This window comes from Scandinavium sp. (assembly GCF_032012665.1).
In the GTDB taxonomy this organism is placed as follows: Bacteria; Pseudomonadota; Gammaproteobacteria; order Enterobacterales; family Enterobacteriaceae; genus Scandinavium.
The window spans coordinates 80350-101900 of sequence record NZ_DALZVG010000016.1; the positions used below are offsets into that span (position 1 = coordinate 80350).

At 57.3% G+C, this 21551-nt stretch carries 18 protein-coding genes and 1 pseudogene; 11 read left to right on the forward strand and 8 right to left on the reverse strand.

Features of this window, described 5'->3' with window-relative positions; translation table 11 throughout:
• Positions 1 to 10 precede the first annotated feature (10 nt).
• The 8 genes and pseudogenes from RTU33_RS13980 to RTU33_RS14015 all read left to right on the forward strand — a co-directional run bounded on the left by RTU33_RS13980 (position 11) and on the right by RTU33_RS14015 (position 7318).
• Positions 11 to 2283 (forward strand): annotated as a pseudogene (locus RTU33_RS13980) (NtaA/DmoA family FMN-dependent monooxygenase).
• 10 nt (positions 2284 to 2293) lie between these two features.
• Complete coding sequence (locus RTU33_RS13985; protein WP_312628123.1) at positions 2294 to 2803, forward strand: GNAT family N-acetyltransferase; 510 nt, start codon at positions 2294 to 2296, stop codon at positions 2801 to 2803.
• A 9-nt stretch (positions 2804 to 2812) separates the two neighbouring features.
• Positions 2813 to 3739: an amino acid ABC transporter permease gene (locus RTU33_RS13990; protein WP_312628124.1), complete on the forward strand. Its 927-nt coding sequence runs from the start codon at positions 2813 to 2815 to the stop codon at positions 3737 to 3739.
• Positions 3723 to 4499 (forward strand): amino acid ABC transporter ATP-binding protein, encoded by a 777-nt coding sequence (locus RTU33_RS13995; protein ID WP_312628125.1) that lies wholly within the window; start codon positions 3723 to 3725, stop codon positions 4497 to 4499. The genes RTU33_RS13990 and RTU33_RS13995 overlap by 17 nt, the downstream gene beginning before the upstream one ends.
• Positions 4496 to 5392, forward strand: coding sequence for a transporter substrate-binding domain-containing protein (locus RTU33_RS14000; RefSeq protein WP_409438250.1), 897 nt, complete (start codon positions 4496 to 4498; stop codon positions 5390 to 5392). The genes RTU33_RS13995 and RTU33_RS14000 overlap by 4 nt, the downstream gene beginning before the upstream one ends.
• Before the next feature lie 47 nt (positions 5393 to 5439).
• Positions 5440 to 6072 carry a glutathione S-transferase family protein gene (locus tag RTU33_RS14005; RefSeq protein WP_312628126.1) on the forward strand — a complete coding sequence of 211 codons (633 nt, stop codon included), beginning with the start codon at positions 5440 to 5442 and terminating at the stop codon, positions 6070 to 6072.
• A gap of 48 nt (positions 6073 to 6120) precedes the next feature.
• Positions 6121 to 6351, forward strand: a complete 231-nt coding sequence (gene pptA, locus RTU33_RS14010; RefSeq protein WP_312628127.1) for a tautomerase PptA — start codon at positions 6121 to 6123, stop codon at positions 6349 to 6351.
• 139 nt (positions 6352 to 6490) lie between these two features.
• Positions 6491 to 7318 (forward strand): CPBP family intramembrane glutamic endopeptidase, encoded by an 828-nt coding sequence (locus RTU33_RS14015; RefSeq protein WP_312628128.1) that lies wholly within the window; start codon positions 6491 to 6493, stop codon positions 7316 to 7318.
• Positions 7319 to 7393: 75 nt separating this feature from the next.
• Here the strand turns inward: RTU33_RS14015 and RTU33_RS14020 are convergent, their stop codons facing one another.
• Positions 7394 to 7966, reverse strand: coding sequence for a flavin reductase family protein (locus RTU33_RS14020; RefSeq protein WP_312628129.1), 573 nt, complete (start codon positions 7964 to 7966; stop codon positions 7394 to 7396).
• A 152-nt stretch (positions 7967 to 8118) separates the two neighbouring features.
• Here RTU33_RS14020 and nhoA point away from each other — a divergent pair, with 152 nt between their 5' ends.
• On the forward strand, positions 8119 to 8964 hold the full coding sequence (nhoA, locus tag RTU33_RS14025) for an N-hydroxyarylamine O-acetyltransferase (protein ID WP_312628131.1): 846 nt from the start codon (positions 8119 to 8121) through the stop codon (positions 8962 to 8964).
• Positions 8965 to 9064: 100 nt separating this feature from the next.
• On the opposite strand, the gene narI is transcribed toward nhoA, so the two are convergent.
• The 6 genes from narI to RTU33_RS14055 all read right to left on the reverse strand — a co-directional run bounded on the left by narI (position 9065) and on the right by RTU33_RS14055 (position 17977).
• Positions 9065 to 9745, reverse strand: coding sequence for a respiratory nitrate reductase subunit gamma (gene narI / locus RTU33_RS14030; RefSeq protein ID WP_312628132.1), 681 nt, complete (start codon positions 9743 to 9745; stop codon positions 9065 to 9067).
• Entirely contained in the window at positions 9742 to 10437 is a 696-nt protein-coding gene (gene narW, locus RTU33_RS14035) for a nitrate reductase molybdenum cofactor assembly chaperone (protein WP_312628133.1), read from the reverse strand. Before narW ends, narI begins: the two co-directional genes overlap by 4 nt.
• Positions 10437 to 11981: a nitrate reductase subunit beta gene (gene narH / locus RTU33_RS14040; RefSeq protein WP_312628134.1), complete on the reverse strand. Its 1545-nt coding sequence runs from the start codon at positions 11979 to 11981 to the stop codon at positions 10437 to 10439. Before narH ends, narW begins: the two co-directional genes overlap by 1 nt.
• On the reverse strand, positions 11978 to 15718 hold the full coding sequence (locus RTU33_RS14045; protein WP_312628135.1) for a nitrate reductase subunit alpha: 3741 nt from the start codon (positions 15716 to 15718) through the stop codon (positions 11978 to 11980). The genes narH and RTU33_RS14045 overlap by 4 nt, the downstream gene beginning before the upstream one ends.
• A gap of 106 nt (positions 15719 to 15824) precedes the next feature.
• Positions 15825 to 17216: a NarK family nitrate/nitrite MFS transporter gene (locus RTU33_RS14050; RefSeq protein WP_312628136.1), complete on the reverse strand. Its 1392-nt coding sequence runs from the start codon at positions 17214 to 17216 to the stop codon at positions 15825 to 15827.
• Between the two features lie 185 nt (positions 17217 to 17401).
• Positions 17402 to 17977, reverse strand: coding sequence for a TetR family transcriptional regulator (locus RTU33_RS14055; RefSeq protein ID WP_312628137.1), 576 nt, complete (start codon positions 17975 to 17977; stop codon positions 17402 to 17404).
• Between the two features lie 118 nt (positions 17978 to 18095).
• Here RTU33_RS14055 and RTU33_RS14060 point away from each other — a divergent pair, with 118 nt between their 5' ends.
• Complete coding sequence (locus tag RTU33_RS14060) at positions 18096 to 19586, forward strand: MFS transporter (protein ID WP_312628138.1); 1491 nt, start codon at positions 18096 to 18098, stop codon at positions 19584 to 19586.
• On the opposite strand, the gene yddG is transcribed toward RTU33_RS14060, so the two are convergent.
• Positions 19587 to 20465 (reverse strand): aromatic amino acid DMT transporter YddG, encoded by an 879-nt coding sequence (yddG, locus tag RTU33_RS14065; RefSeq protein ID WP_312628139.1) that lies wholly within the window; start codon positions 20463 to 20465, stop codon positions 19587 to 19589.
• A gap of 197 nt (positions 20466 to 20662) precedes the next feature.
• Between yddG and RTU33_RS14070 the strand changes: the two genes are divergently transcribed.
• Positions 20663 to 21551 (forward strand): molybdopterin-dependent oxidoreductase (locus tag RTU33_RS14070; RefSeq protein WP_312628141.1); only part of this gene is annotated, 889 nt, incomplete at its 3' end.

Here is a 21551-nt window from a genome sequence, read left to right on the forward strand (position 1 = left end):
AGGGGTTATTATGTCTTCAGTTCGACAACTGCGTCTTGGCACTATATTACATGGCGCTTCAGGAAATATGTCCGCCTGGCGACATCCGGCGGCGCAGGCAGATGCCAGTATTAATTTTGAATTCGTCAGGCAGACGGCATTAAAAGCTGAAGAAGGGAAGCTCGACTTTATTTTTGTTGCCGACGGTTTATATATTAACGAAAAGTCTATTCCGCATTTTTTAAACCGCTTCGAGCCGCTAACCGTATTATCTGCGCTGGCGAGCGTGACGCAGCATTTGGGCCTGGTTGGCACGCTGTCCACCTCCTATAGCGAGCCGTTTATTACCGCCCGTCAGTTTGCCAGCCTCGACCACCTGAGCAACGGGCGTGCTGGCTGGAACGTGGTAACGTCGCCGCTGGAAGGATCCGCGAAGAATTTTTCCCGCGCGCAGCATCCCGATCACGCTTTGCGCTATCGCATCGCGGATGAATATTTACAGGTAGTAAAAGGGCTGTGGGATTCCTGGGAAGAGGATGCCTTCGTGCGTAATAAAACCAGCGGGCAATTCTTCGATGCGAAAAAATTACACACCCTCGATCATCATGGTGATTTTTTCCAGGTTGCCGGGCCGCTGAATATCGGCCGCACGCCGCAGGGCAGGCCAATTATATTTCAGGCGGGTGCATCGGATGACGGAAAAAAATTAGCTGCCACCCACGCCGATGCCATTTTTACCCATCACGAAAGTCTTGAAGAAGCGCAGGCCTTTTATCGGGATGTAAAAAGCCAGCTGGAAGTGCACGGGCGCCGTGCTGATGAGCTGCATATTTTCCAGGGCGTGAGCGTGATCGTCGGGGACGATGCCGACGATGTGGAACGTCAGTACCAGACCACTGCCGCGCTGGTGTCGGTGGAAGATGCGCTGAACTACCTGGGCCGCTACTTCGAGCATCACGATTTCAGCCAGTATCCGTTGGATGCGCCTTTCCCTGAGCTTGGCGATCTGGGGCAAAACAGCTTTCGCAGCACGACCGATGAAATCAAACGTAACGCAAAGGCGCGTGGCTTAACGCTGCGCCAGGCGGCGCTCGAAGCGGCCAGTCCACGCCCACGCTTTTCCGGCACGGCGCAGGAAGTAGCCGATGGATTGCAGGCGTGGTTTGAAAGCCACGCCGCCGACGGTTTTATTATTCAGGGCGGTACGCCGGACACCTTCCCGCGCTTTGTAGACCAGGTCGTGCCCGAGCTTCAGGCGCGAGGGTTATTCCGTCACGACTATCCCGGCCACACGCTGCGCGAAAGCCTGGGGCTTGCGCAACCCGCGAATCAGTTCGTTAAACACACTACAAAATAATAAAGGACTTCACCATGCAAAAATCATCGCTGCTGCTGGCGCTTGCGCTGGCTTTTTCCGGGCTGGTGCAGGCCAATGATGTGACCATCAACGGTACCGGGGTTAGCGTCGAGGCCAATAAGACGCCAATCAACACGGCTAAAAATCCAACGGCCATTGCGCAGCTGCCGCAAGGATTTACCCCGGCGGTGCCGGGAAAATTCACCGTGGCGGTGGCGGGGCTGAATCAGCCGCCGCTGACGGTGTTCTCCGATGACAACAAAACCCTCCTCGGTAGCGAAGTGGATATCGCGCGCCTGGTGGCCGACAGTCTTGGGCTACAGCTGAACGTGGTGGTGACATCATGGGAGGACTGGCCGCTTGGCGTGGCCTCCGGCAAATACGATGCGGCGGTCAGCAACATCACCGTCACCAAAGAACGTAAAGAGAAGTTTGATTTCGCCACCTACCGCAAGGATTCCCTCGGTTTCTACGTCAAATCAACGAGCAACATCAGCAAAATCGAAACGGCGCCTGACATCGCCGGGCTGAACATTATTGTCGGATCCGGTACCAACCAGGAGGCCATTCTGCTGGCGTGGAACGCTGAGAACATCAAGAAAGGCCTGAAGCCGTTTACCCCGATCTACACCAAAGATGACGCTGCCCAGACCCTGGCGTTGCAGTCCGGGCGGGCTGATGCGTATTTTGGCCCTAACGTTATCGGAGCATGGAAAGCCGCGCTGAACGGCAAAACGAAGCTGGTCGGCAGCGTGGACGGCGGCTGGCCGAAGGCGGCACACATCGCGGTGACGCTGAAAAAAGGCAGCGGTCTGGCAGAACCTGTGCAGACGGCGCTAAACGGCGCGATCAAGAACGGCGATTACGACAAAGTGCTCAACCGCTGGGGTGAGGGCGTGGAACGTATTCCGCAATCTGAAGTGAACCCGGCCGGTCTTGGCGATTAAGGAGCCCGCAATGAGTGAACGTTTCCGTGATGTTTCGCCTGAAGATGCAGAGTTACAGCCCATTCTGAGCGGGTTGTTTGCCGAGTATGCCGCGCGCTACGGCGACTATTTCTCGCGTGATGCCGAAGTGGAGCAGACCGAATGGTATCTCGCGCCGCAGGGGCTGTTTATCGTGCTGGAGCGCGACGGCGTCATCATCGCGACCGGGGCGTATAAACCGCTGAACGCCCAGACGGCGGAAATCAAACGTATCTGGACCGATAAAACTCTGCGTCAGCAGGGGCTTGCCGGGCGCGTGGTTGCTGAACTTGAACGCCGGGCCTGGCTTGCTGGCTACGGCCAGATGTACCTGACAACCGGGTTCCGTCAGCCGGAGGCGGTTCGTTTGTATCTCAGCCAGGGCTACCAGCCGCAGTTCGATCTGAGTCGGGATCCGGAAGAGTACAGCCGTCCGCCGTTTGACGGACGCCTGCGGTTTACCAAAGCGCTGGCTGTTCCCGCGCTCAGCAAAAGCGCCTGAGGAGTGACGATGAAAAATCACGAAACCATTCAAGTCGTGCCCGCACGCTACCCGATGCGCATAGTGGGTGCTGCGGTGGCGCTGCTCATTCTGGCGATTGTTGTTCAGTCGGTCGCATTTAACCCACGCTGGGAATGGGGCGTGTTTGCCCGCTGGTTCTTTGACCCGGTGATTCTGGAGGGGCTGGGGCAGACGCTGCTGTTAACCCTGCTCGGCACGCTGCTGAGCGTGATTTTTGGCGGCGTACTGGCGCTTGCCCGACTCTCGTCTTCGTGGCTGTTGAGCGGCCTGGCGTGGGCCTATATCTGGCTCTTCCGCTCGCTGCCGCTGATCGTCGTGCTGATTGTGCTGTACAACTTTTCGTACCTCTACGACACGCTGTCCATCGGCATCCCCTTTACCGGCATTAACTGGGCGAGCTATCAGACAATTAACGTGCTCGGACAGTTTTCCACGGCGGTAGTGGGTCTGACGCTGGTGCAGAGTGCCTATACTGCCGAAATCATTCGCGGCGGATTTCTGGGGGTCGATCACGGCCAGTATGAGGCCGCATCCGCGCTGGGTCTGCCCGCCTGGCGCCGCACGCTGCGCATCATCCTGCCGCAGGCGCTACGAACCATTCTGCCGTCCGGTTTTAACGAAATCATCAGCCTCGCCAAGGGAACCGCGATGGTTTATGTGCTGGCGATGCCGGAGCTGTTTTACACCATCCAGATGATCTACAACCGCACTCAGGAGGTGATCCCGCTGCTGATGGTCGGGGCGGTCTGGTATCTGGTGATTACCAGCGTTCTCTCCGTGATTCAGTATCTGGTTGAACGCTCACTTGCCCGCAGCGAGCGCCGCTCGGCCGTCAATGCCGCACGCGGTCGGGCGATCACGCCTGCCGCCCAGCCCACTTCAAACCCGGAGCCTGTTCATGCCCAACTCTCCTGAAGGTCATATTTCGATTACCGGCGTCAGTAAATATTTTGGTCGCCATAAGGCGCTGGATAACGTGTCGCTGGAGATTCAGCCCGGCACGGTGACGGTAATTTTAGGTCCGTCCGGCTCAGGGAAATCGACGCTGCTGCGCACCATTAACCACCTGGAGCGCGTCGATGAGGGGTTTATCCAGATTGATGGCGACTATATCGGCTATCGTCGTCAGGGCAACAGGCTCTATGAGCTGAAGGAAAAAGAGATCCTGCGCCAGCGGGTAAACGTGGGCTACGTGTTCCAGAACTTTAACCTGTTTCCGCATATGACGGTGCTGGAGAACCTGATTGAAGCGCCGCTGGCGCACCGACAGCTCAGCAAAAAAAAGGCGACGGAGCGTGCCTATGAGTTGCTGGATGTGGTGGGGTTACGGAATAAGGCCGATGCCTGGTCGCGACACCTTTCCGGCGGCCAGCAGCAGCGCATTGCCATTGCCCGCGCGCTGGCGCTGAGGCCACGTGTGATGCTTTTCGATGAGCCAACATCAGCGCTTGATCCGGAACTGGTGGGAGAAGTGCTGGACGTCATCAAAAAGCTCGCCCGTTCCGGCACGACGCTTGTGGTGGTGACGCATGAGATTGGCTTCGCCCGTGAAGTGGCCGACCAGGTGGTGTTTATGGTCGATGGAAAAATCATTGAGCAGGGCGAAAGCGATGCGGTACTTAACCGCCCGCAGCATCCGCGTACGCGGCAATTCTTATCAAAGGTGCTGGCATGATCAAATGGACGCTGTTAGGTGGATGGCTCGTTGCAGGCGCTGGTCTGGCGCAAGGGCAGATAGATCTCAGGGCAAATGAGCAGCCGCTGCCGGTCACGCGGGATGAGCAGGCCATTGCGAAGATCCCGACGAATTACGCGTTTGTTGAACCGGGCACGCTGACGGTGGCGATTTCGGCGTTGAATTCACCGCCGCTGGCACTGCTGGCAACTGATAACCGGACGCGTATCGGCAGCGATCCGGATATCGCCAGGCTGCTGGCGGCAAGCCTGGGGCTAAAGCTGAAGCTGGTGCCCACTGCCTGGGAAGACTGGCCGCTGGGCATTTCTTCAGGACGCTATGACGTGGCGCTGGTCAATATTGCCGTGACGGAACAGCGTAAAGAGAAGTTCGATTTCGCCACCTATCGCGTCGATTCCCTGGCCTTTTCGGTGAAATCGGATAGCCCAATCACGGCGGTCAACGGGCCTGCGGATCTCACCGGGAAGAGAGTGATAGTCGGCTCCGGCACCAATCAGGAACGGATTTTACTCGGCTGGAATGCCATAAATGAGCAGGCGGGACGCAAGCCGGCGCTGCCGGTCTATCTGACCGATGACGCCTCGGGCAATCTCTATATTCAGTCGGGTCGCGCCGATGTTTTCTTCGGGCCGCAGTCTGTTTCTGCCTATAAAGCGGCGTTGACGGGCAAAACAAAAGTTGTCGGCCTTGGCCCGAAAAAAGCCTTTGTGGCCACGACAACCAAAAAAGGCAACGGGCTGGTGTATGCCCTGCAAACTGCGCTGAATGGCGGTATAGCGCGCGGAGAGGTGCAGCGCATTCTGGCCCGTTGGGGTGAAGACGGTGAGGGCGTCGGGCAGTCCGAAGTGAACCCACCCGGGATCACCTATTAAGGATTCGGGGCCATACTCTTGTTTCTGCCCTGAAGGAGGAACTGCGTATGTTAACGCTTTATGGCGTGCCGGGCTGGGGCTCGGCTATCAGCGAAGTGATGCTGACGATGGCTGAGATGCCATATCATTTTGTCGATGTTGACGGCTTTGATTCCCCGGGGCCGCAGCATGACGTGCTGGAGCAGATAAACCCGCTGTGCCAGGTACCTACGCTTCGCCTGGATGATGGCACTATCATGACCGAATCCGCAGCCATTGCTCTGATGATCCTGGATGAGAGGCCCGATCTTGCTCCGCCGTCCGGCTCACCGCTGCGGGCGCTCTTTCAGCGGCTGCTGATCTGGATTGTTGCCAACGTCTATCCCACGTTTACCTATGCCGATTACCCACAGCGCTTTGCCCCGGATGCGCCAGAACAGCTGCAAAACAGCTGTATTGCGTTTCGTAAAACGCTTTATCAATGGCTGGATCGGCAGCTGGTGGGGCCGTATGCGTTAGGTGACAATGTCACGTTAATCGATGCCTATGTTGTTGTGATGCGCACCTGGGGACCGCGTGCGGTATGGTTTGCTGAACATACGCCACGGCTAAGCGCAATTGCCGATCTGGTAGCACAGCTTCCGGCGCTGCAAAAGGTATTGGGCGACAACGGTATTTTAACTGCACAAAACGCTAATTAAGTGGCTGAGAAGGTGATAGTTTTAAGCGACACATAACAGGAGATCGCCATGCCGCACGTAGATATCAAATGCTTTCCCCGTGACCTGAACGACGAGCAAAAAACCGCCCTGGCGGCCGACATCGCCGCCGCCATTACCCGCCATCTGGGCAGTAAGGACGGCGCGATCAGCGTTGCGCTGAATCAGGTCCAGCAGGATGCCTGGAAGACGCAGGTCTGGGATACGGAAATTGCGCCGCAGATGGAGACGCTTATCAAGAAGCCAGGTTATAGTATGTAACTGTTGTGCCGGGTGGCGGCAAAGCCTTACCCGGCCGACACTCAGCGTTTTACAGGTCCGGCTAACAACGTGCCGCCGGGCAAATTTATCTTCATGAAACCTCGGTTTACCGGTTTTTTATATCATCTCAGGGAACGACATGTGGTATTTACTGGCACTCTCTCTTCTTGTCCTTCAATTCAATAAAAAAATATCTGTAATTCTGCTAATGGTGACCGCCGCGGTTGGGGCATATACCCAGGTCCTTGACTGGCGGGCCCTCACGTTTATGGCTGGGTTAGCCATCATCGCCGGGGCATATTGCAAATTCAGCGGCAAGGTGCCGCGTACGCTACTTGAGATCCTGCTCGTGCTGGCGTCAGTTGGGCTGATGCTGCATTTGATTCCCGGTTTCCATAATCTCCGCGTGCTGGAAGGCGTCAGGGCGGGCCCGGAAAGCGCTCCCTTCTCGATGTATTACAACTTCGATAAAGCGCTGGTGCCGTTTGTATTGCTCATCTGTCTGAAGTCGCTTTTCACCACCGATACCCGGCCACGGACCAAACCCTGGCACTGGCTGGCGTTAGTCGTTGCCGTGCCGGTATTGCTGATGGTCGCGGTGGCGCTGGGCGGTCTGAAGGTCGAGCTACACCAGCCCCAGTGGCTGTTCCAGTTTGTGCTGGCGAATATATTCTTCGTGTCGCTCGCGGAAGAGTCGCTTTTCCGGGGATACCTTCAGCAGCGTTTGTCCTCGGTAATGCATCCCGTGCTGGCATTACTTATCGCTTCGCTACTGTTTGGCGGAATGCATTACGCTGGTGGGATGTTGTTGGTCATCTTCGCGACGCTGGCGGGGCTGATTTACGGATTAGCCTGGGTGCTGAGCGGAAGATTATGGGTCGCGGTGCTGTTCCATGTCGGGCTGAACCTGTGTCATCTGCTGTTTTTCACCTATCCGATGTGGCAACGCTTGCCGCACATAAGCTGAGGAACAGGCAAGCGGCACCAGGAGGCTGGCGTAACGCTTAATCTGAAAGCCGCAGGTTTATGACCTGCGGTTTTTTTATTCCGCTGCTTTGATCATCCGTCCACTGGTCACAAAGGTGCCCGCGCCGAGATGATGCAGAGTGTTGCGGCGATCGCCGTTGAACTGCCAGCGTCCGGCGACAAAAGCCTGCTCATCGGCCGCGGCGGCAACCACTTCGCCAAACAGGGTGTCGTATTTTTCCTGCGCGGCGGTCGCGGGCAGCAGCTTACACTCCATCCACGCCAGACATTTTTCCTCCACCACGGGCAGGCCGAGTTCGGGTCCGCGTACCACCGGAATACCGTAGCAGTTGAACTTGTCCTCATCGCGTCCGCTGACGCTACCCACGGCATAGGTCCAGTTCGCGGCATCCACGCCCGGAATGACGATACCGAACGTCCCGCTGCGCTCGATAAGCTCGCGCGACCAGGCGCTTTTATCCACCACAATCGCAATACGCGGCGGTTCAAACTCCACCGGCATCGACCAGGCCGCCGCCATGATATTGCGACGGTCAATGCTCTCGTCATAGCTGGTGATCAGTACGGTCGGGCCGTGATTGAGCAGACGGCTGGCATGCCTCAGTTCTACGGGGCGAAAACGGCTCATAGCTAATTCTCCTGGTTATTTGCTGCATTTAAGCGCGTTCCGGATGCGGAAAACAGGTATCGCGCACAAACGGAAAAAGTCACCGCACAAAAACGCGTATGGGGTGAAAAAAATACGTTATAAAAACACTATATCTCAAGCACGGAGGCCGTATGAGCCCATTTTTAACCGCTTATTTTAATCGTCTTAACTGGTCCGATGCTGTTGCGGTCGATATTGAAACGCTTCGTGCGCTGCATCTGCGGCATAACTGCACCATCCCGTTTGAAAATCTGGATGTCCTTCTGCCGCGTGAAATTCAGCTCGACGATCAGTCGCTGGAAGATAAGCTCATCGGGGCCCGGCGTGGCGGCTACTGCTTTGAGCAAAACGGTCTGTTTGAGCGGGTACTACGGGAAATTGGCTTTAACGTGCGCAGCGTGCTGGGACGAGTGATTCTGGCTAACCCGCCACAGCTTCCCCCGCGTACGCACCGTCTGCTGGTTGTTGAACTGGCCGGAGAGCGCTGGATTGCGGACGTGGGCTTCGGTGGACAGACGCTGACGGCACCGATTCGTTTACAGGCCGACAAAGAACAAACCACGCCGCACGGCGTGTATCGTCTGCTGAATGAGGGCAACGACTGGACGCTGCAGTTCCGCCATCACGACCGCTGGCAGTCGATGTACATCTTCGATTTGGTGCAGCAATACTTTTCCGATTACGTCGCCGGCAACTTCTGGTCGGCGCACTGGCCGCAATCGCACTTCCGCCATCATCTGCTGATGTGTCGTCATCTACCTGACGGCGGCAAGCTGACGCTGACCAATTTCCACTTTACCCATCAGGAAAACGGTCACACCGTTGAACAACTTAATTTACCTGATGTGGAGAGCCTGTATTTGTTGTTGCAGGATAAGTTCGGGCAGGGCGTTGACGATCCGAAAAACGGCTTTTCGCTGGCGGATTTAGCGGCGGTGATGGCGGCGTTTGATACGCATCCGGAGGCGGGGAAGTAATTTTCTCCTCACCCCGGCCCTCTCCTCAAAGAGGAGAGGGAGAACATCGCATGGTCTGGTTCCCTCGCCCCTTTGGGGAGAGGGTTAGGGAGAGGGGCAATCAGCGCCGCGATCTCACTACCTGATACCTGCGGGTGAAATACTCCACCGGCGCGCTCCAGACGTGGACCAGGCGGGTGAAGGGAAACAGCAGGAAGATGGTCATGCCGAGCGCCAGGTGGACGCGGAAGATAAAGGCGACGCCGTCAAGATGGGTCGATGCACCGCCGTGGAATGTCACCACCGCCTGCGCCCAACCAACCAGTTTCATCATTTCGCTGCCGTCCGGGTGCTGGGCGGAGAACGGAATGGTCGACAGGCCGAGTATGCACTGAATCAGCAGAATCGACAGGATCAGGATATCTGCGGTCGTCGATGTCGCGCGAACGCGCGGGTTAAACAGACGACGGATAAGCAATCCTGCGCCGCCAACCAGCGTCATCACGCCGCACACGCCGCCGAGAATCATCGCCATTTGCTGCTTCACTGAAACTGGCAGGAAGGATTCGTACATCCAGTGTGGCGTCAGCATCCCGAAGGCATGGCCGAAGAAGACCCCAAGGATGCCGATATGGAACAGGTTTGACCAAATCACCATCCCACGTTTGTTGAGCATCTGGCTGGAACCTGCCCGCCAGGTGTACTGGCCGTAGTCATAGCGCAGCCAGCTGCCTATGATGAACACCGAACCGCAGATATACGGATAAATATCGTAGAAGAAGACGTTCAGATACTGGCTCATTTCGGGCCTCCGGCGCGGACGTCCACGTACTGCGGCGCGACGTCCTGACTAAAACGTTTCTGATAGCTTTGCAGCGGGGAACTGTCGCAGGCTGTGGCGTTATCCTCAATAAACTTCACCTGTTCCTCCTCCCACACCGCATCCAGCGCCTGGCGGGTGTCGTCGCGCACTTCGGTTTTGACCTGTGGCGTGACGCTGTCACTTCTCAGCGGGCTGTTGGCGATTCTGAGCAGGGCGTCGAACAGCTGATAGTACGCCGACTGCCTCTCCTTAAGCCTGCCGCCAAGCAGCGCCAGAATCGGTGCGACGTTTTGCAGTCCTTCTCTGGCTTCTTCCGGAGTTTGCGTGCTGAGAAATTCCAGGTACAGCGGCAGATGATCGGGCAGTTCGCGGCAGTCGAGCTGCAAGCCCGCCTGTTCGTACTGCGCCATTAAATCCACCATTGCCTGACCGCGATCGCGGGATTCACCGTGTACATGTTCAAACAGCAGCAGCGACATAGAACTGCCGCGTTCAAACAGATCGCACCAGGCTTCCTGCCTGTCGAGCAGCGGAGCGCTCAGATAGCTGTTCACCCAGGGCGCGAGCGCGGGCATCTCCTGAGCGACCAGCGCCTGAGCTTCGTCGCGGCTTTCCCACAGCGCCGCGTCCGGGTATTCCAGCATCAGAGCGATGAGTTTGAGGATCGGCATTATTCTCCCTCCCCGTGGTGGCGCACGCCGGAGACATCAATGGCGTCGATGCGTTTGCTGTTAAACAGGTTGAATTTGGTATCAGAGCCGTGACAGCCGTCGCCGAAGGTGAAGCCGCAGCCGTTTTTCTCCGGGAAGGCATCGGCGGCCATTTCGCGGTGGCTGGTCGGGATCACAAAGCGGTCTTCATAGTTGGCGATGGCGAGATAGCGGTACATATCCTCCACCTGCTCAACGGTCAGACCCACTTCTTCAATGGCTCGGGTGTCGGTGACGCCTTCGACGGTTTGCGAGCGTTTGTAGTGGCGCATTGCCATCATGCGCTTCAGGGCGCGCAGTACCGGCGCGGTATCGCCCGCCGCCAGCATATTCGCCAGATACTGCACGGGAATGCGCAGGCTTTCGACAGAAGGCAGGACGCCGTCGGACATCGGCAGGCCGCCTGCATCAGCGTAGGACTGAATTGGCGACAGCGGCGGCACGTACCAGACCATCGGCAGCGTGCGGTATTCCGGGTGCAGCGGCAGCGCGAGCTTCCAGTCCATCGCCATCTTGTACACCGGCGACTGCTGCGCGGCTTCGATCACGTTCTGCGGGATACCCTGTTTGAGCGCTTCTTCAATCACGTTCGGGTCGTGTGGGTTGAGGAACACGTCGCACTGGCGCTCATACAGATCGGTCACGTGCTCGGTGCTGGCGGCTTCTTCGATCCGGTCAGCGTCATACAGCAGCACGCCGAGATAGCGGATACGCCCCACGCAGGTTTCCGAGCAGACGGTCGGCTGGCCGGACTCAATACGGGGATAGCAGAAAATGCATTTCTCGGATTTCCCGCTCTTCCAGTTGAAGTAGATTTTTTTGTACGGGCAGCCGCTGATGCACATGCGCCAGCCGCGGCATTTGTCCTGATCGATAAGCACGATGCCATCTTCTTCACGCTTGTAAATCGCGCCGCTCGGGCAGGTGGCGACGCAGCTTGGGTTCAGGCAGTGCTCACACAGGCGCGGCAGGTACATCATGAAGGTGTTTTCGAACTGGCCGTACATCTCCTTCTGAATGTTTTCGAAGTTCTGGTCCCGGGCGCGTTTTTCAAATTCGCCGCCGAGCAGCTCCTCCCAGTTCGGACCCCATTCGATTTTGTTCATTCGCTCTCCGCTGATAAGCGAACGCGGGCGGGCGGTGGGCAGATGTTTGCCTTCCGGCGCGCGCTGCAAATCCTGATAGTCGTAGGTGAAGGGTTCGTAGTAGTCGTCGATGGAAGGCAGAACCGGGTTGGCGAAGATCTTCGCCATCAGGCCGATGCGCCCGCCGAGGCGCGGGGTGAGCTTGCCGCTGATACCTCTGATCCAGCCGCCTTCCCATTGCCCCTGATCTTCCCAATTTTTTGGGTAGCCAATACCGGGTTTGGTTTCCACGTTATTGAACCACGCGTACTCCATGCCTTCGCGCCCGGTCCAGACGTTTTTACAGGTCACCGAGCAGGTGTGACAGCCGATGCATTTGTCGAGATTGAGTACCATGCCAACCTGAGAGCGAATTTTCATTTTTTTGCCTCCTGGACCTGATCGTTGCCTTCGTCATCCAGCCAGTTCACGTTTTTCATTTTGCGGATCATGATGAATTCGTCGCGGTTGGAGCCGACGGTGCCGTAGTAGTTAAAGCTCCATGCCAGCTGGGCGTAGCCGCCAATCATGTGCGTCGGTTTCGGGCAGATGCGGGTGACGGAGTTGTGAATACCGCCGCGCCGCCCGGTCACTTCGGAACCCGGAATATTCATGATGCGTTCCTGGGCGTGGTACATCATGGTCATGCCCGGTGGAATACGCTGGCTGACCACCGCGCGGGCAGTGAGCGCGCCGTTGGCGTTGAAGGCTTCGATCCAGTCGTTGTCGGTAATGCCAAGCTCTTTGGCATCCGTCTCGCTGAGCCAGACGATCGGCCCGCCTCGCGAGAGCGTCAGCATCAGCAGGTTTTCGCTGTAGGTGGAGTGAATACCCCACTTTTGATGCGGCGTCAGGAAGTTCAGCGCCTTCTCCGGGAAACCGTTCGGCGGGATCTCCTTCATCTGGCTCACGCTACGGGTGTCGATCGGTGGGCGATAGGCCACCAGGCTTTCGCCAAACGCGCGCATCCACAGGTGGTCCTGATAAAGCTGCTGGCGGCCGGAAAGGGTGCGCCAGGGGATCAGCTCGTGAACGTTGGTGTAACCTGCGTTGTAGGAAACATGTTCGCTCTCAAGCCCGGACCAGGTGGGGCTGGAGATGATTTTACGCGGCTGGGCAACGATATCGCGGAAGCGGATTTTCTCGTCTTCCTTGTTCAGCGCCAGGTGCGTATGCTCGCGGCCGGTGATTTTGCCGAGCGCCTCCCAGGCTTTCACCGCCACCTGGCCGTTGGTTTCCGGGGCGAGGGCGAGGATAACTTCAGAGGCGTCAATGGCCGTTTCAATACGCGGGCGGCCTTTCGCCGGCCCATCGAGCTTGACGTAATTGAGCTTGCCGAGGAAATCGATCTCGCTCTCCGTCTTCCACGAAATGCCTTTGCCGCCGTTGCCGAGCTTGTCCATCAACGGACCGAGCGAAGTGAAACGTTCGTAGGTTGCCGGGTAATCGCGCTCCACGACGGCAATTGACGGCCCGGTTTTGCCCGGCACGTAGTCGCATTCGCCTTTGCGCCAGTCGGCCACTTCAAACGGCTGCGAAAGTTCCGCCGGGGAATCGTGCATCAGCGGTTGCAGCACCACGTCGGTTTCGGTGCCGAGGTGCCCGACGCACACTTCCGAGAAGGCCTGCGCGATGCCTTTGTAGATCTCCCAGTCGCTTTTGGCCTCCCAGGCCGGGTCGACGGCGGCAGAAAGCGGGTGAATAAACGGATGCATATCCGAAGTATTCATGTCGTCTTTTTCGTACCAGGTCGCTGTTGGCAGAACGATATCGGAAAAGAGGCAGGTGCTGGACATGCGGAAATCGAGCGTCACCAGCAGATCCAGTTTGCCTTCAATGGCTGCCGCCTGCCATTCAACTTCTTCTGGCTTCACGTCGTCGCTTTCGCCGAGTGCGTCCCCCTGAATACCGCTTTCGGTACCGAGCAGATACTTCAGCAGATATTCATGGCCTTTACCCGACGATCCCAGCAGGTTCGATCGCCAGACGAACAGATTACGCGGATGGTTTTTGCCGTTGTCCGGCTGTTCGCAAGCCATACGGATATCGCCGGACTTCAGCGCCTGAGCGGTGTACTCGGCAGGCGTGACGCCTGCTGCTTCCGCCATCTCCTTAATCGACAGCGGATTCAGGTTGAGCTGCGGTGCAGACGGCAGCCAGCCCATGCGTTCGGCACGGACGTTGAAGTCGATCAGATGGCCGGTGAATTTGCTGGCGTCCGCCAGCGGTGAGAGCAGCTCCTGGGCAGTGAGTTTTTCGTAACGCCACTGGCTGGAGTGGTTGTAGAAGTACGAGGTACTGTTCATCTGGCGCGGCGGGCGGTTCCAGTCCAGCGCGAAGGCCAGCGGCAGCCAGCCGGTTTGTGGGCGTAATTTTTCCTGACCAACGTAGTGCGCCCAGCCGCCGCCGCTCTGGCCGACGCAGCCGCAGAAGATCAGCATGTTGATCATCCCACGGTAGTTCATGTCCATGTGATACCAGTGGTTCACCCCGGCGCCGAGAATAATCATCGAGCGTCCATGCGTTTTGTGTGCCGTATCGGCGAACTCGCGGGCAATCTGGGCAATGTGATACTGCGGTACGCCGGTGATTTGTTCGGCCCAGGCGGGCGTGTAGGCCTTAATTTCGCCATAATCTTTGGCCGCCAGCGGATCATCTAAGCCGCGATCCAGGCCATAGTTGGCGAGGATCAGGTCGTAGACGCTGACCACCGGGCCCGAGGTGCCGTCGGCAAAGGTCAGCTGTTTCACCGGCAGCTGACGCACCAGAATCGGCTCCTGTTTCACGCTGCGAAAATGCGGGTTTTCATTGCCGCCAAAGTAGGGGAAAGCGACGCCGACGACGCTATCGTGATTTCCGAGCAGGCTCAGCTGCAGCTCAGTTTCGGTGCCTGCCGCCAGTGACTCGAGGTTCCATTTCCCTTGCTCGCCCCAGCGGAAACCAATTGCGCCGTTCGGCACCACCAGATCGCCTGCGGTGTTGATAGCCACGGTTTTCCACTGTGGGTTATTGCTTTCGCCGAGGCTGTCGACGAGATCGGACGCGCGCAGCATGCGGCCCGGCACATAGCTGCCGTCTTCCCGCGCTTCAAGCTGAACCAGCATCGGCATGTCGGTATAGCGGCGGCAATAGTTGATGAAGTAGTCACTTGGATTATCGAGATGGAACTCGCGCAGCATGACGTGGCCCATTGCCATTGCCAGTGCGCTGTCGGTGCCTTGCTTCGGCGCCAGCCACTGATCGCTGAGTTTCGCCACCTCCGAGAAATCCGGCGTAATGGCAATGGTTTTCGTGCCTTTGTAGCGGACTTCGGTGAAGAAATGCGCATCCGGGGTGCGCGTTTGCGGCACGTTCGACCCCCAGGCGATGATGTAAGACGAGTTATACCAGTCGGCAGATTCCGGCACGTCGGTTTGCTCACCCCAGGTCATCGGCGAAGCGGGCGGTAAATCACAGTACCAGTCGTAGAAGCTGAGGCAGGTGCCGCCGAGCAGCGAAAGATAGCGGGTGCCTGCAGCGTAAGAGACCATCGACATTGCCGGAATCGGTGAAAAACCAGCCACACGATCTGGACCGTAGTGTTTAATGGTCCAGACGTTCGCCGCGGCGATAAGCTGGTTCAGCTCTTTCCAGTTTGAACGTACAAAGCCGCCGTGTCCGCGCGCCTGTTTGTACTTCTGGCATTTTGCCGGGTCGTGCATGATGGCGTTCCAGGCGCTGACCGGATCGGTGTGCTGCTCCAGCGCTTCACGCCACAGCGATATCAGGCTCTTGCGGATCAGCGGATACTTCAGACGGTTGGCGCTGTAGAGATACCACGAGTAGCTCGCCCCACGCGGACAGCCGCGAGGCTCATGGTTCGGCAGGTCGGGGCGAGTGCGCGGATAGTCGGTCTGCTGAGTTTCCCAGGTTACCAGGCCGTTTTTGACGTAAATTTTCCAGCTGCACGATCCGGTGCAGTTTACGCCATGGGTGGAGCGTACGATTTTGTCGAACTGCCAGCGCTGACGGTAGCTGTCTTCCCAGTCGCGGTTGGTGTTGTAGACCTGACCGTGGCCGTTAGCGAAGCTGTCGCCTTTTTGCTTAAAGTAGCGAAATCTGTCCAGTAATTTACTCATGACATTGCTCCATATTGCAGATGCCGGGCGGCACGTTGTTTGCCCGGCCTACAGGTAATTTGTGCGGTCTTGTAGGCCCGGTAAGCTTGCGCTATCGGGCAGAAAATCAGGATTTCGCCGCTTTACGGCGGCCGTAGACCAGCCAGGTCACCGCCACGCAAACGATGTAGAACACGAGGAAGATTTTCATCGCCCCGACAGGCGAGCCTGTCATGGCAAGCGAGGTGCCGAAGGCTTTCGGAATGAAGAACCCCCCAACGGCGCCGATGGCTGAAATGAAGCCGAGTGCGGCGGCGGTATCGGTCACCGCTTCCTGCTGGGCCTGCTCCTCGCTCCCGCCCTGGGCTTTGACCCGATCGACGGTGATGCGGCGGAAAATCACCGCAATCATCTGGAAGGTCGAGCCGCTTCCCAGGCCCGCCGTCAGGAACAGACCCATAAAGACCAGGTAGAAGGTGGTGAAGTTACCGGGCGAACTGCCGCCGGGGAGGGTGAAGAAGATCAGGGCGCTGAAAATTGCCATGAAGATGAAGTTAATCAGCGTCACGCGCACACCGCCAAATTTGTCGGAAATAAACCCGCCGACAGAACGCGCCAGCGCGCCGAGGAACGGCCCGAAAAATGCCAGTTTGAGGATGTTCACATCCGGGAACTGGGTTTTCGCCAGCATCGCAAAGCCTGCTGAAAAGCCGATAAACGAGCCAAACGTTGCCAGATACAGCAGAGCCAGGATCCAGGTATGCAGCCGTCCGAGCACCGGAAGCTGCTCCGCAACCGAGGCTTTGGAGCTGGCGATATCGTTCATACCAAACCAGGCGGCGATGGTTGCAATCAGCAGCAGCGGAGCCCAAATCCACGCGGCGTTGGTCAACCACATCGTTGAGCCATCGGCCTGAGCCACGCCCTGTACGCCGAGAAAGGTGTACATCGGTATGAAAATCACCAGCGGCGCGACCAGCTGCATTACGCTGACGCCGAGATTACCAAGTCCGCCGTTAACGCCGAGCGCGCTACCTTGTCTGGCTTTCGGGAAGAAGAAACTGATATTCCCCATGCTTGAGGCGAAATTGGCCCCGGCAAATCCGCACAGCAGTGCGATGATAATAAATACCCAGTACGGGGTAGCGGTGTTTTGAATGACAATGCCGAGCCAGACGCAGGGAATAATCAGAATGACGGTGCTTAATACCGTCCAGTAGCGGCCGCCAAATATAGGCACCATAAAGGAGTAGGGCACGCGTAATATTGCGCCGGAAAGAGAAGGCAGGGCGGTTAATAAAAACAGCTGGTCGGTGGTGAAATTAAATCCGACTTTATTCAGATTGACCGTCACGGCGCTAAACAACATCCAGACGCAGAAGGCCAGCAGCAGGCAGGCCACGGAAATCCACAGATTTCGCCTCGCAATGCCCTTGCCTTTATTTTCCCAGAACTGCGGATTCTCCGGCTTCCAGTTATTTAAAAGGTAATGATTATTCTTCTCATCTTGTTGTGACATATTGCCCTCGTTCGCGCCAGTACAGTACGTGGTGAAAATAAGCAACAGAAGACCGACGGAACAAAACGTTCCGCTAAAAGATAAGGACTTTTTTAGGGTTATGTGAAAGAAGAATAGATAAAAAAGCGCAGCCCCGCGAACAGGCTCCGGATATCGCCGCGCTTAAGTGTTACTAATTGTAAATGTTAATGGAGTTCCAGGGCAATGGCGTGATGCAGATGACGGCTGAAGGCCGCGTCGTCGACTTCCGCCATGCCGAGAACGTAGATGCCGTCCAGCCCGCAGACCAGCGAAATCAGCCGCCAAGCAATATCTTCGGCGCTGCCGCTGAACGTAAACTCTCCGGCCTGCTGCCCGGCCACGATCAGCCTGACGACTTCCCCGTGCCACATCGACATGGTCAACAGATAAGCGCTTTTAATCTCCGGATCGCTGTCGGCGAGCAGCTGAGCCTGACGCCACAGACGAATGTAGGGCTCAAGGCGTCGGTCTTCGCTGCCGAGCACAGAAAACAGGCGTTCGCGCCAGCTGGCATTTTCCGGCACCAGCGGCAGGGCCATCATTTCGCGGATCACGCGGACAAACGCCTGGGATTTCAGCTCGCCTGATGAGGTGAAGTGGTGGTGAACCTGGCCTGCGGCAATACCCGCGCGGCTGGCGATATTACGCACGGTCATGGCGCTGAACCCTTCTTCCAGCGCCACGTCAATGGCGGCCCGCATGATGGTTTCGCGACGATCTTCCCGGTTCAGATAGGTCATAGTTGCAGTCCCTGGTGGCAGTGCACCGATGATAACAAAAAGCTGGACGAGCGTTCAACTCTCAGGCAGGATCGCAATCTGGACGGGTGTCCAGGATTGTTCTGAAGAGGGAAAAGTTATGTTTCGTCAATGGTTAACGTTAGTGGCTATCGTGCTGGTGTATATTCCGGTCGCCATTGATGCCACGGTATTGCACGTCGCTGCGCCAACGCTGAGCGTGTCGCTCGGTGCGAGCGGCAACGAGCTGCTGTGGATCATTGATATTTACTCGCTGGTGATGGCGGGGATGGTGCTGCCGATGGGCGCGCTTGGCGATCGGATCGGTTTTAAACGCCTGTTGCTGACCGGTAGCGGTCTGTTTGGCGTGGCATCTTTGTGTGCAGCCTTTGCACCGACGGCGGAATGGCTGATTGCCGCCCGCGCCATGCTGGCGATCGGTGCGGCGATGATCGTTCCGGCAACGCTTGCGGGTATTCGTAATACGTTCAGCGAAGCGAAGCACCGCAATATGGCGCTCGGCCTGTGGGCGGCGGTCGGTTCCGGCGGTGCGGCGTTTGGTCCGCTTATCGGCGGGGTCGTGCTCGAGCACTTCTGGTGGGGCGCGGTGTTCCTCATTAACGTGCCTATTGTGCTGCTGGTGCTGGCACTCAGCGCCCGCGTAGTGCCGCCACAGCCAGGTCGTCGCGAACAGCCGCTGAACTTCAGCCATGCGCTGATGCTGATTGTGGCGATTCTGCTGCTGGTGTGGAGTGCCAAAACGGCGATGAAGGGCGTGATGGCAGTGTGGATTATCGGCCTTGGGTTACTGTTCGGCGCGGCGCTGCTGACCGCTTTTGTGCGCATTCAGCTCAATGCCCGCACGCCAATGATCGACATGCGTCTGTTCACGCACCGCATTATTCTCAGTGGCGTGATGATGGCCGTCACCGCGATGATCACGCTTGTTGGCTTTGAGCTGCTGATGGCGCAGGAGCTGCAGTTTGTACACGGTAAGACACCGTTTGAAGCCGGGCTGTTCATGCTGCCGCTGATGCTGGCGAGCGGATTCAGCGGTCCGATTGCCGGGATGCTGGTTTCTCGTCTGGGATTGCGCCAGGTCGCCACGGGCGGAATGGCGCTCAGCGCCTTCAGCTTCCTCGGATTATCGATGACCGATTTCACCACCCAGCAGTGGCAGGCGTGGGGTCTGATGACGCTGTTAGGCTTCAGTGCAGCCAGCGCCTTACTGGCTTCAACGGCAGCGATTATGGCTGCCGCGCCGAAGGAAAAAGCCGCCGCTGCCGGGGCAATTGAAACCATGGCCTATGAGCTTGGCGCGGGCCTCGGCATTGCGCTGTTTGGTTTAATTCTGACCCGCAGCTACACGTCATCCATTCTTCTGCCGGAAGGATTGACGACGGAGGCGGCCAGCCAGGCGGGCTCGTCCATCGGTGAGGCAATGCAGCTGGCACAAACTTTGACCCCGACGCTTGCGGATTCGGTGGTGCATGCCGCTAAATCCGCTTTCATTACCTCACACAGCGTAGCGCTGTTCAGCGCGGGCGGCATGATGCTGATTCTGACGATTGGTATCTGGTTTGGTCTGGCGAAAGCCCATCGGACGGCGTAACTAGTTTCTCGTCGCGTACCAGCACAGAAGGGAGCCGACACACACCATGCAGGCTCCCTGCCAGAAGGCCCAGGACAGCGGGGCGCTCAGCAGGAAGGAAGCCAGCGCGGAAGAGAGCACTGGCGTGAAGTACGAGCCTACGGCCAGCAGGCTGACGCTGCCGTGCAGAATGCCGATATTCCATGCTGCGTAAGCGAAACCGAGCGACAGGGCGCAGAAAATAAGTTTAATTATCACCGGCCAGCTGAAAATCATGGTGGGCTGGGGGCTGGAAAAATAGTGGAGCCACAGGCTCAGGCCGGTGAGTAAAACGAACAACGTAATCCCGTTTTTCCCTTTGGCATATTTCGCCGTCACGGTGCAATAGGCCGCCCAGATAAATGCGCCGCAAAACGCCAGAATATAGCTGAGCGGGCTTGAGGCAATATTTTGCTTAATTTCTCCCAGGTTCAGTCCTTGATCGCCGCCTAATACCCAACTGACCCCAAGCAGAGAAATGAGCAACCCGGGGATCACCCACCAGCGGGCTTTCTGACCGTTAAACAAAATGGCGCACAGAATCGTCAGACTTGGCCATAAATAATTGACCATGCCCACTTCTATCGCCTGCTGACGCGTGGCGGCAAGCCCGAGTGAGAGCGCAAGGCAAATTTCATAGCTGACAAACAGCAGGCATCCGGCAAGCAGGTAGCGTGGAGAGAACGTTTTAATTTTGGGAAAGCCAACAGTGAACAGCAGCAGAATTCCGCTCAGGGTGTAAATTGCTGCCGCGCCGCCCACCGGGCCGAGCCCTTCACTCACGCCGCGGATCAACCCCACCATCGTGCTCCACAGAAGAATAGCCAACAGGCCAATGGACGTTGCTCTGTTTTTAGTCATCAAATTCTTTATCAAAAGCTGAAAAGCGAAGCTTACGGTTATATCACTTTGTAACAATAACCCCTAAGGGTTACGAAAAACTACCGGCAATGACTATTAGGTGGCGGCACACCGAAGAGTTTGATTTGACTCAAAAGGTGACCTGCTGTGGGTGCTAAATTCCGGCCCGTTTTATCCTGATTAATAATGAGGGAATCATGGACGTCAGTCGCAGAAAGTTTTTTAAAATCTGCGCGGGCGGGATGGCAGGAACGACGGCGGCGGTGCTGGGGTTTGCCCCCAAATTAGCACTGGCCCAGGCACGCAACTTTAAGCTGCTGCGTGCCAAAGAGGTTCGTAATACCTGCACATACTGCTCCGTGGGATGTGGGCTGTTGATGTACAGCCAGGGGGACGGCGCGAAGAACGTGCGCGAGTCGATTTACCACATCGAAGGGGATCCGGATCATCCGGTCAGCCGTGGGGCGCTCTGTCCGAAAGGCGCGGGATTGCTGGACTACATTCACAGCGAAAACCGTCTGCGTTACCCGGAATACCGCGCGCCAGGCTCCGACAAATGGCAGCGTATCTCATGGCATGAAGCCTTTGAGCGCATTGCGAAGCTGATGAAAGCCGACCGTGATGCCAACTTTATTGAGAAAAATGCCGAAGGCACCACCGTCAACCGCTGGCTTTCTACCGGGATGCTGTGCGCCTCGGCGGCCAGCAATGAAACCGGCACTCTGACACAAAAATTTGTCCGCTCCCTCGGGATGCTGGCGGTAGACAACCAGGCGCGCGTCTGACACGGACCAACGGTAGCAAGTCTTGCTCCAACATTTGGTCGCGGTGCGATGACCAACCACTGGGTGGATATCAAAAATGCCAACGTAGTGATGGTAATGGGCGGCAATGCCGCTGAGGCCCATCCCGTCGGTTTCCGCTGGGCGATGGAAGCCAAAAACAATAACGATGCGACGCTTATCGTCGTCGACCCGCGCTTTACGCGTACGGCGTCGGTGGCCGATATCTATGCGCCTATTCGCTCCGGCACGGACATTACGTTCCTCTCCGGCGTGCTGCTGTACCTGATTGAAAACAACAAAA

What these genes read in the sequence shown, in the direction of transcription:
- RTU33_RS13985 (WP_312628123.1), top strand. Translation starts at nt 2,294, where the DNA reads ATGAGTGAACGTTTCCGTGATGTTTCGCCTGAAGATGCAGAGTTACAG.
- RTU33_RS13990 (WP_312628124.1), top strand. Translation starts at nt 2,813, where the DNA reads ATGAAAAATCACGAAACCATTCAAGTCGTGCCCGCACGCTACCCGATG.
- RTU33_RS13995 (WP_312628125.1), top strand. Translation starts at nt 3,723, where the DNA reads ATGCCCAACTCTCCTGAAGGTCATATTTCGATTACCGGCGTCAGTAAA.
- RTU33_RS14000 (WP_409438250.1), top strand. Translation starts at nt 4,496, where the DNA reads ATGATCAAATGGACGCTGTTAGGTGGATGGCTCGTTGCAGGCGCTGGT.
- RTU33_RS14005 (WP_312628126.1), top strand. Translation starts at nt 5,440, where the DNA reads ATGTTAACGCTTTATGGCGTGCCGGGCTGGGGCTCGGCTATCAGCGAA.
- pptA (WP_312628127.1), top strand. Translation starts at nt 6,121, where the DNA reads ATGCCGCACGTAGATATCAAATGCTTTCCCCGTGACCTGAACGACGAG.
- RTU33_RS14015 (WP_312628128.1), top strand. Translation starts at nt 6,491, where the DNA reads ATGTGGTATTTACTGGCACTCTCTCTTCTTGTCCTTCAATTCAATAAA.
- RTU33_RS14020 (WP_312628129.1), bottom strand. Translation starts at nt 7,966, where the DNA reads ATGAGCCGTTTTCGCCCCGTAGAACTGAGGCATGCCAGCCGTCTGCTC.
- nhoA (WP_312628131.1), top strand. Translation starts at nt 8,119, where the DNA reads ATGAGCCCATTTTTAACCGCTTATTTTAATCGTCTTAACTGGTCCGAT.
- narI (WP_312628132.1), bottom strand. Translation starts at nt 9,745, where the DNA reads ATGAGCCAGTATCTGAACGTCTTCTTCTACGATATTTATCCGTATATC.
- narW (WP_312628133.1), bottom strand. Translation starts at nt 10,437, where the DNA reads ATGCCGATCCTCAAACTCATCGCTCTGATGCTGGAATACCCGGACGCG.
- narH (WP_312628134.1), bottom strand. Translation starts at nt 11,981, where the DNA reads ATGAAAATTCGCTCTCAGGTTGGCATGGTACTCAATCTCGACAAATGC.
- RTU33_RS14045 (WP_312628135.1), bottom strand. Translation starts at nt 15,718, where the DNA reads ATGAGTAAATTACTGGACAGATTTCGCTACTTTAAGCAAAAAGGCGAC.
- RTU33_RS14050 (WP_312628136.1), bottom strand. Translation starts at nt 17,216, where the DNA reads ATGTCACAACAAGATGAGAAGAATAATCATTACCTTTTAAATAACTGG.
- RTU33_RS14055 (WP_312628137.1), bottom strand. Translation starts at nt 17,977, where the DNA reads ATGACCTATCTGAACCGGGAAGATCGTCGCGAAACCATCATGCGGGCC.
- RTU33_RS14060 (WP_312628138.1), top strand. Translation starts at nt 18,096, where the DNA reads ATGTTTCGTCAATGGTTAACGTTAGTGGCTATCGTGCTGGTGTATATT.
- yddG (WP_312628139.1), bottom strand. Translation starts at nt 20,465, where the DNA reads ATGACTAAAAACAGAGCAACGTCCATTGGCCTGTTGGCTATTCTTCTG.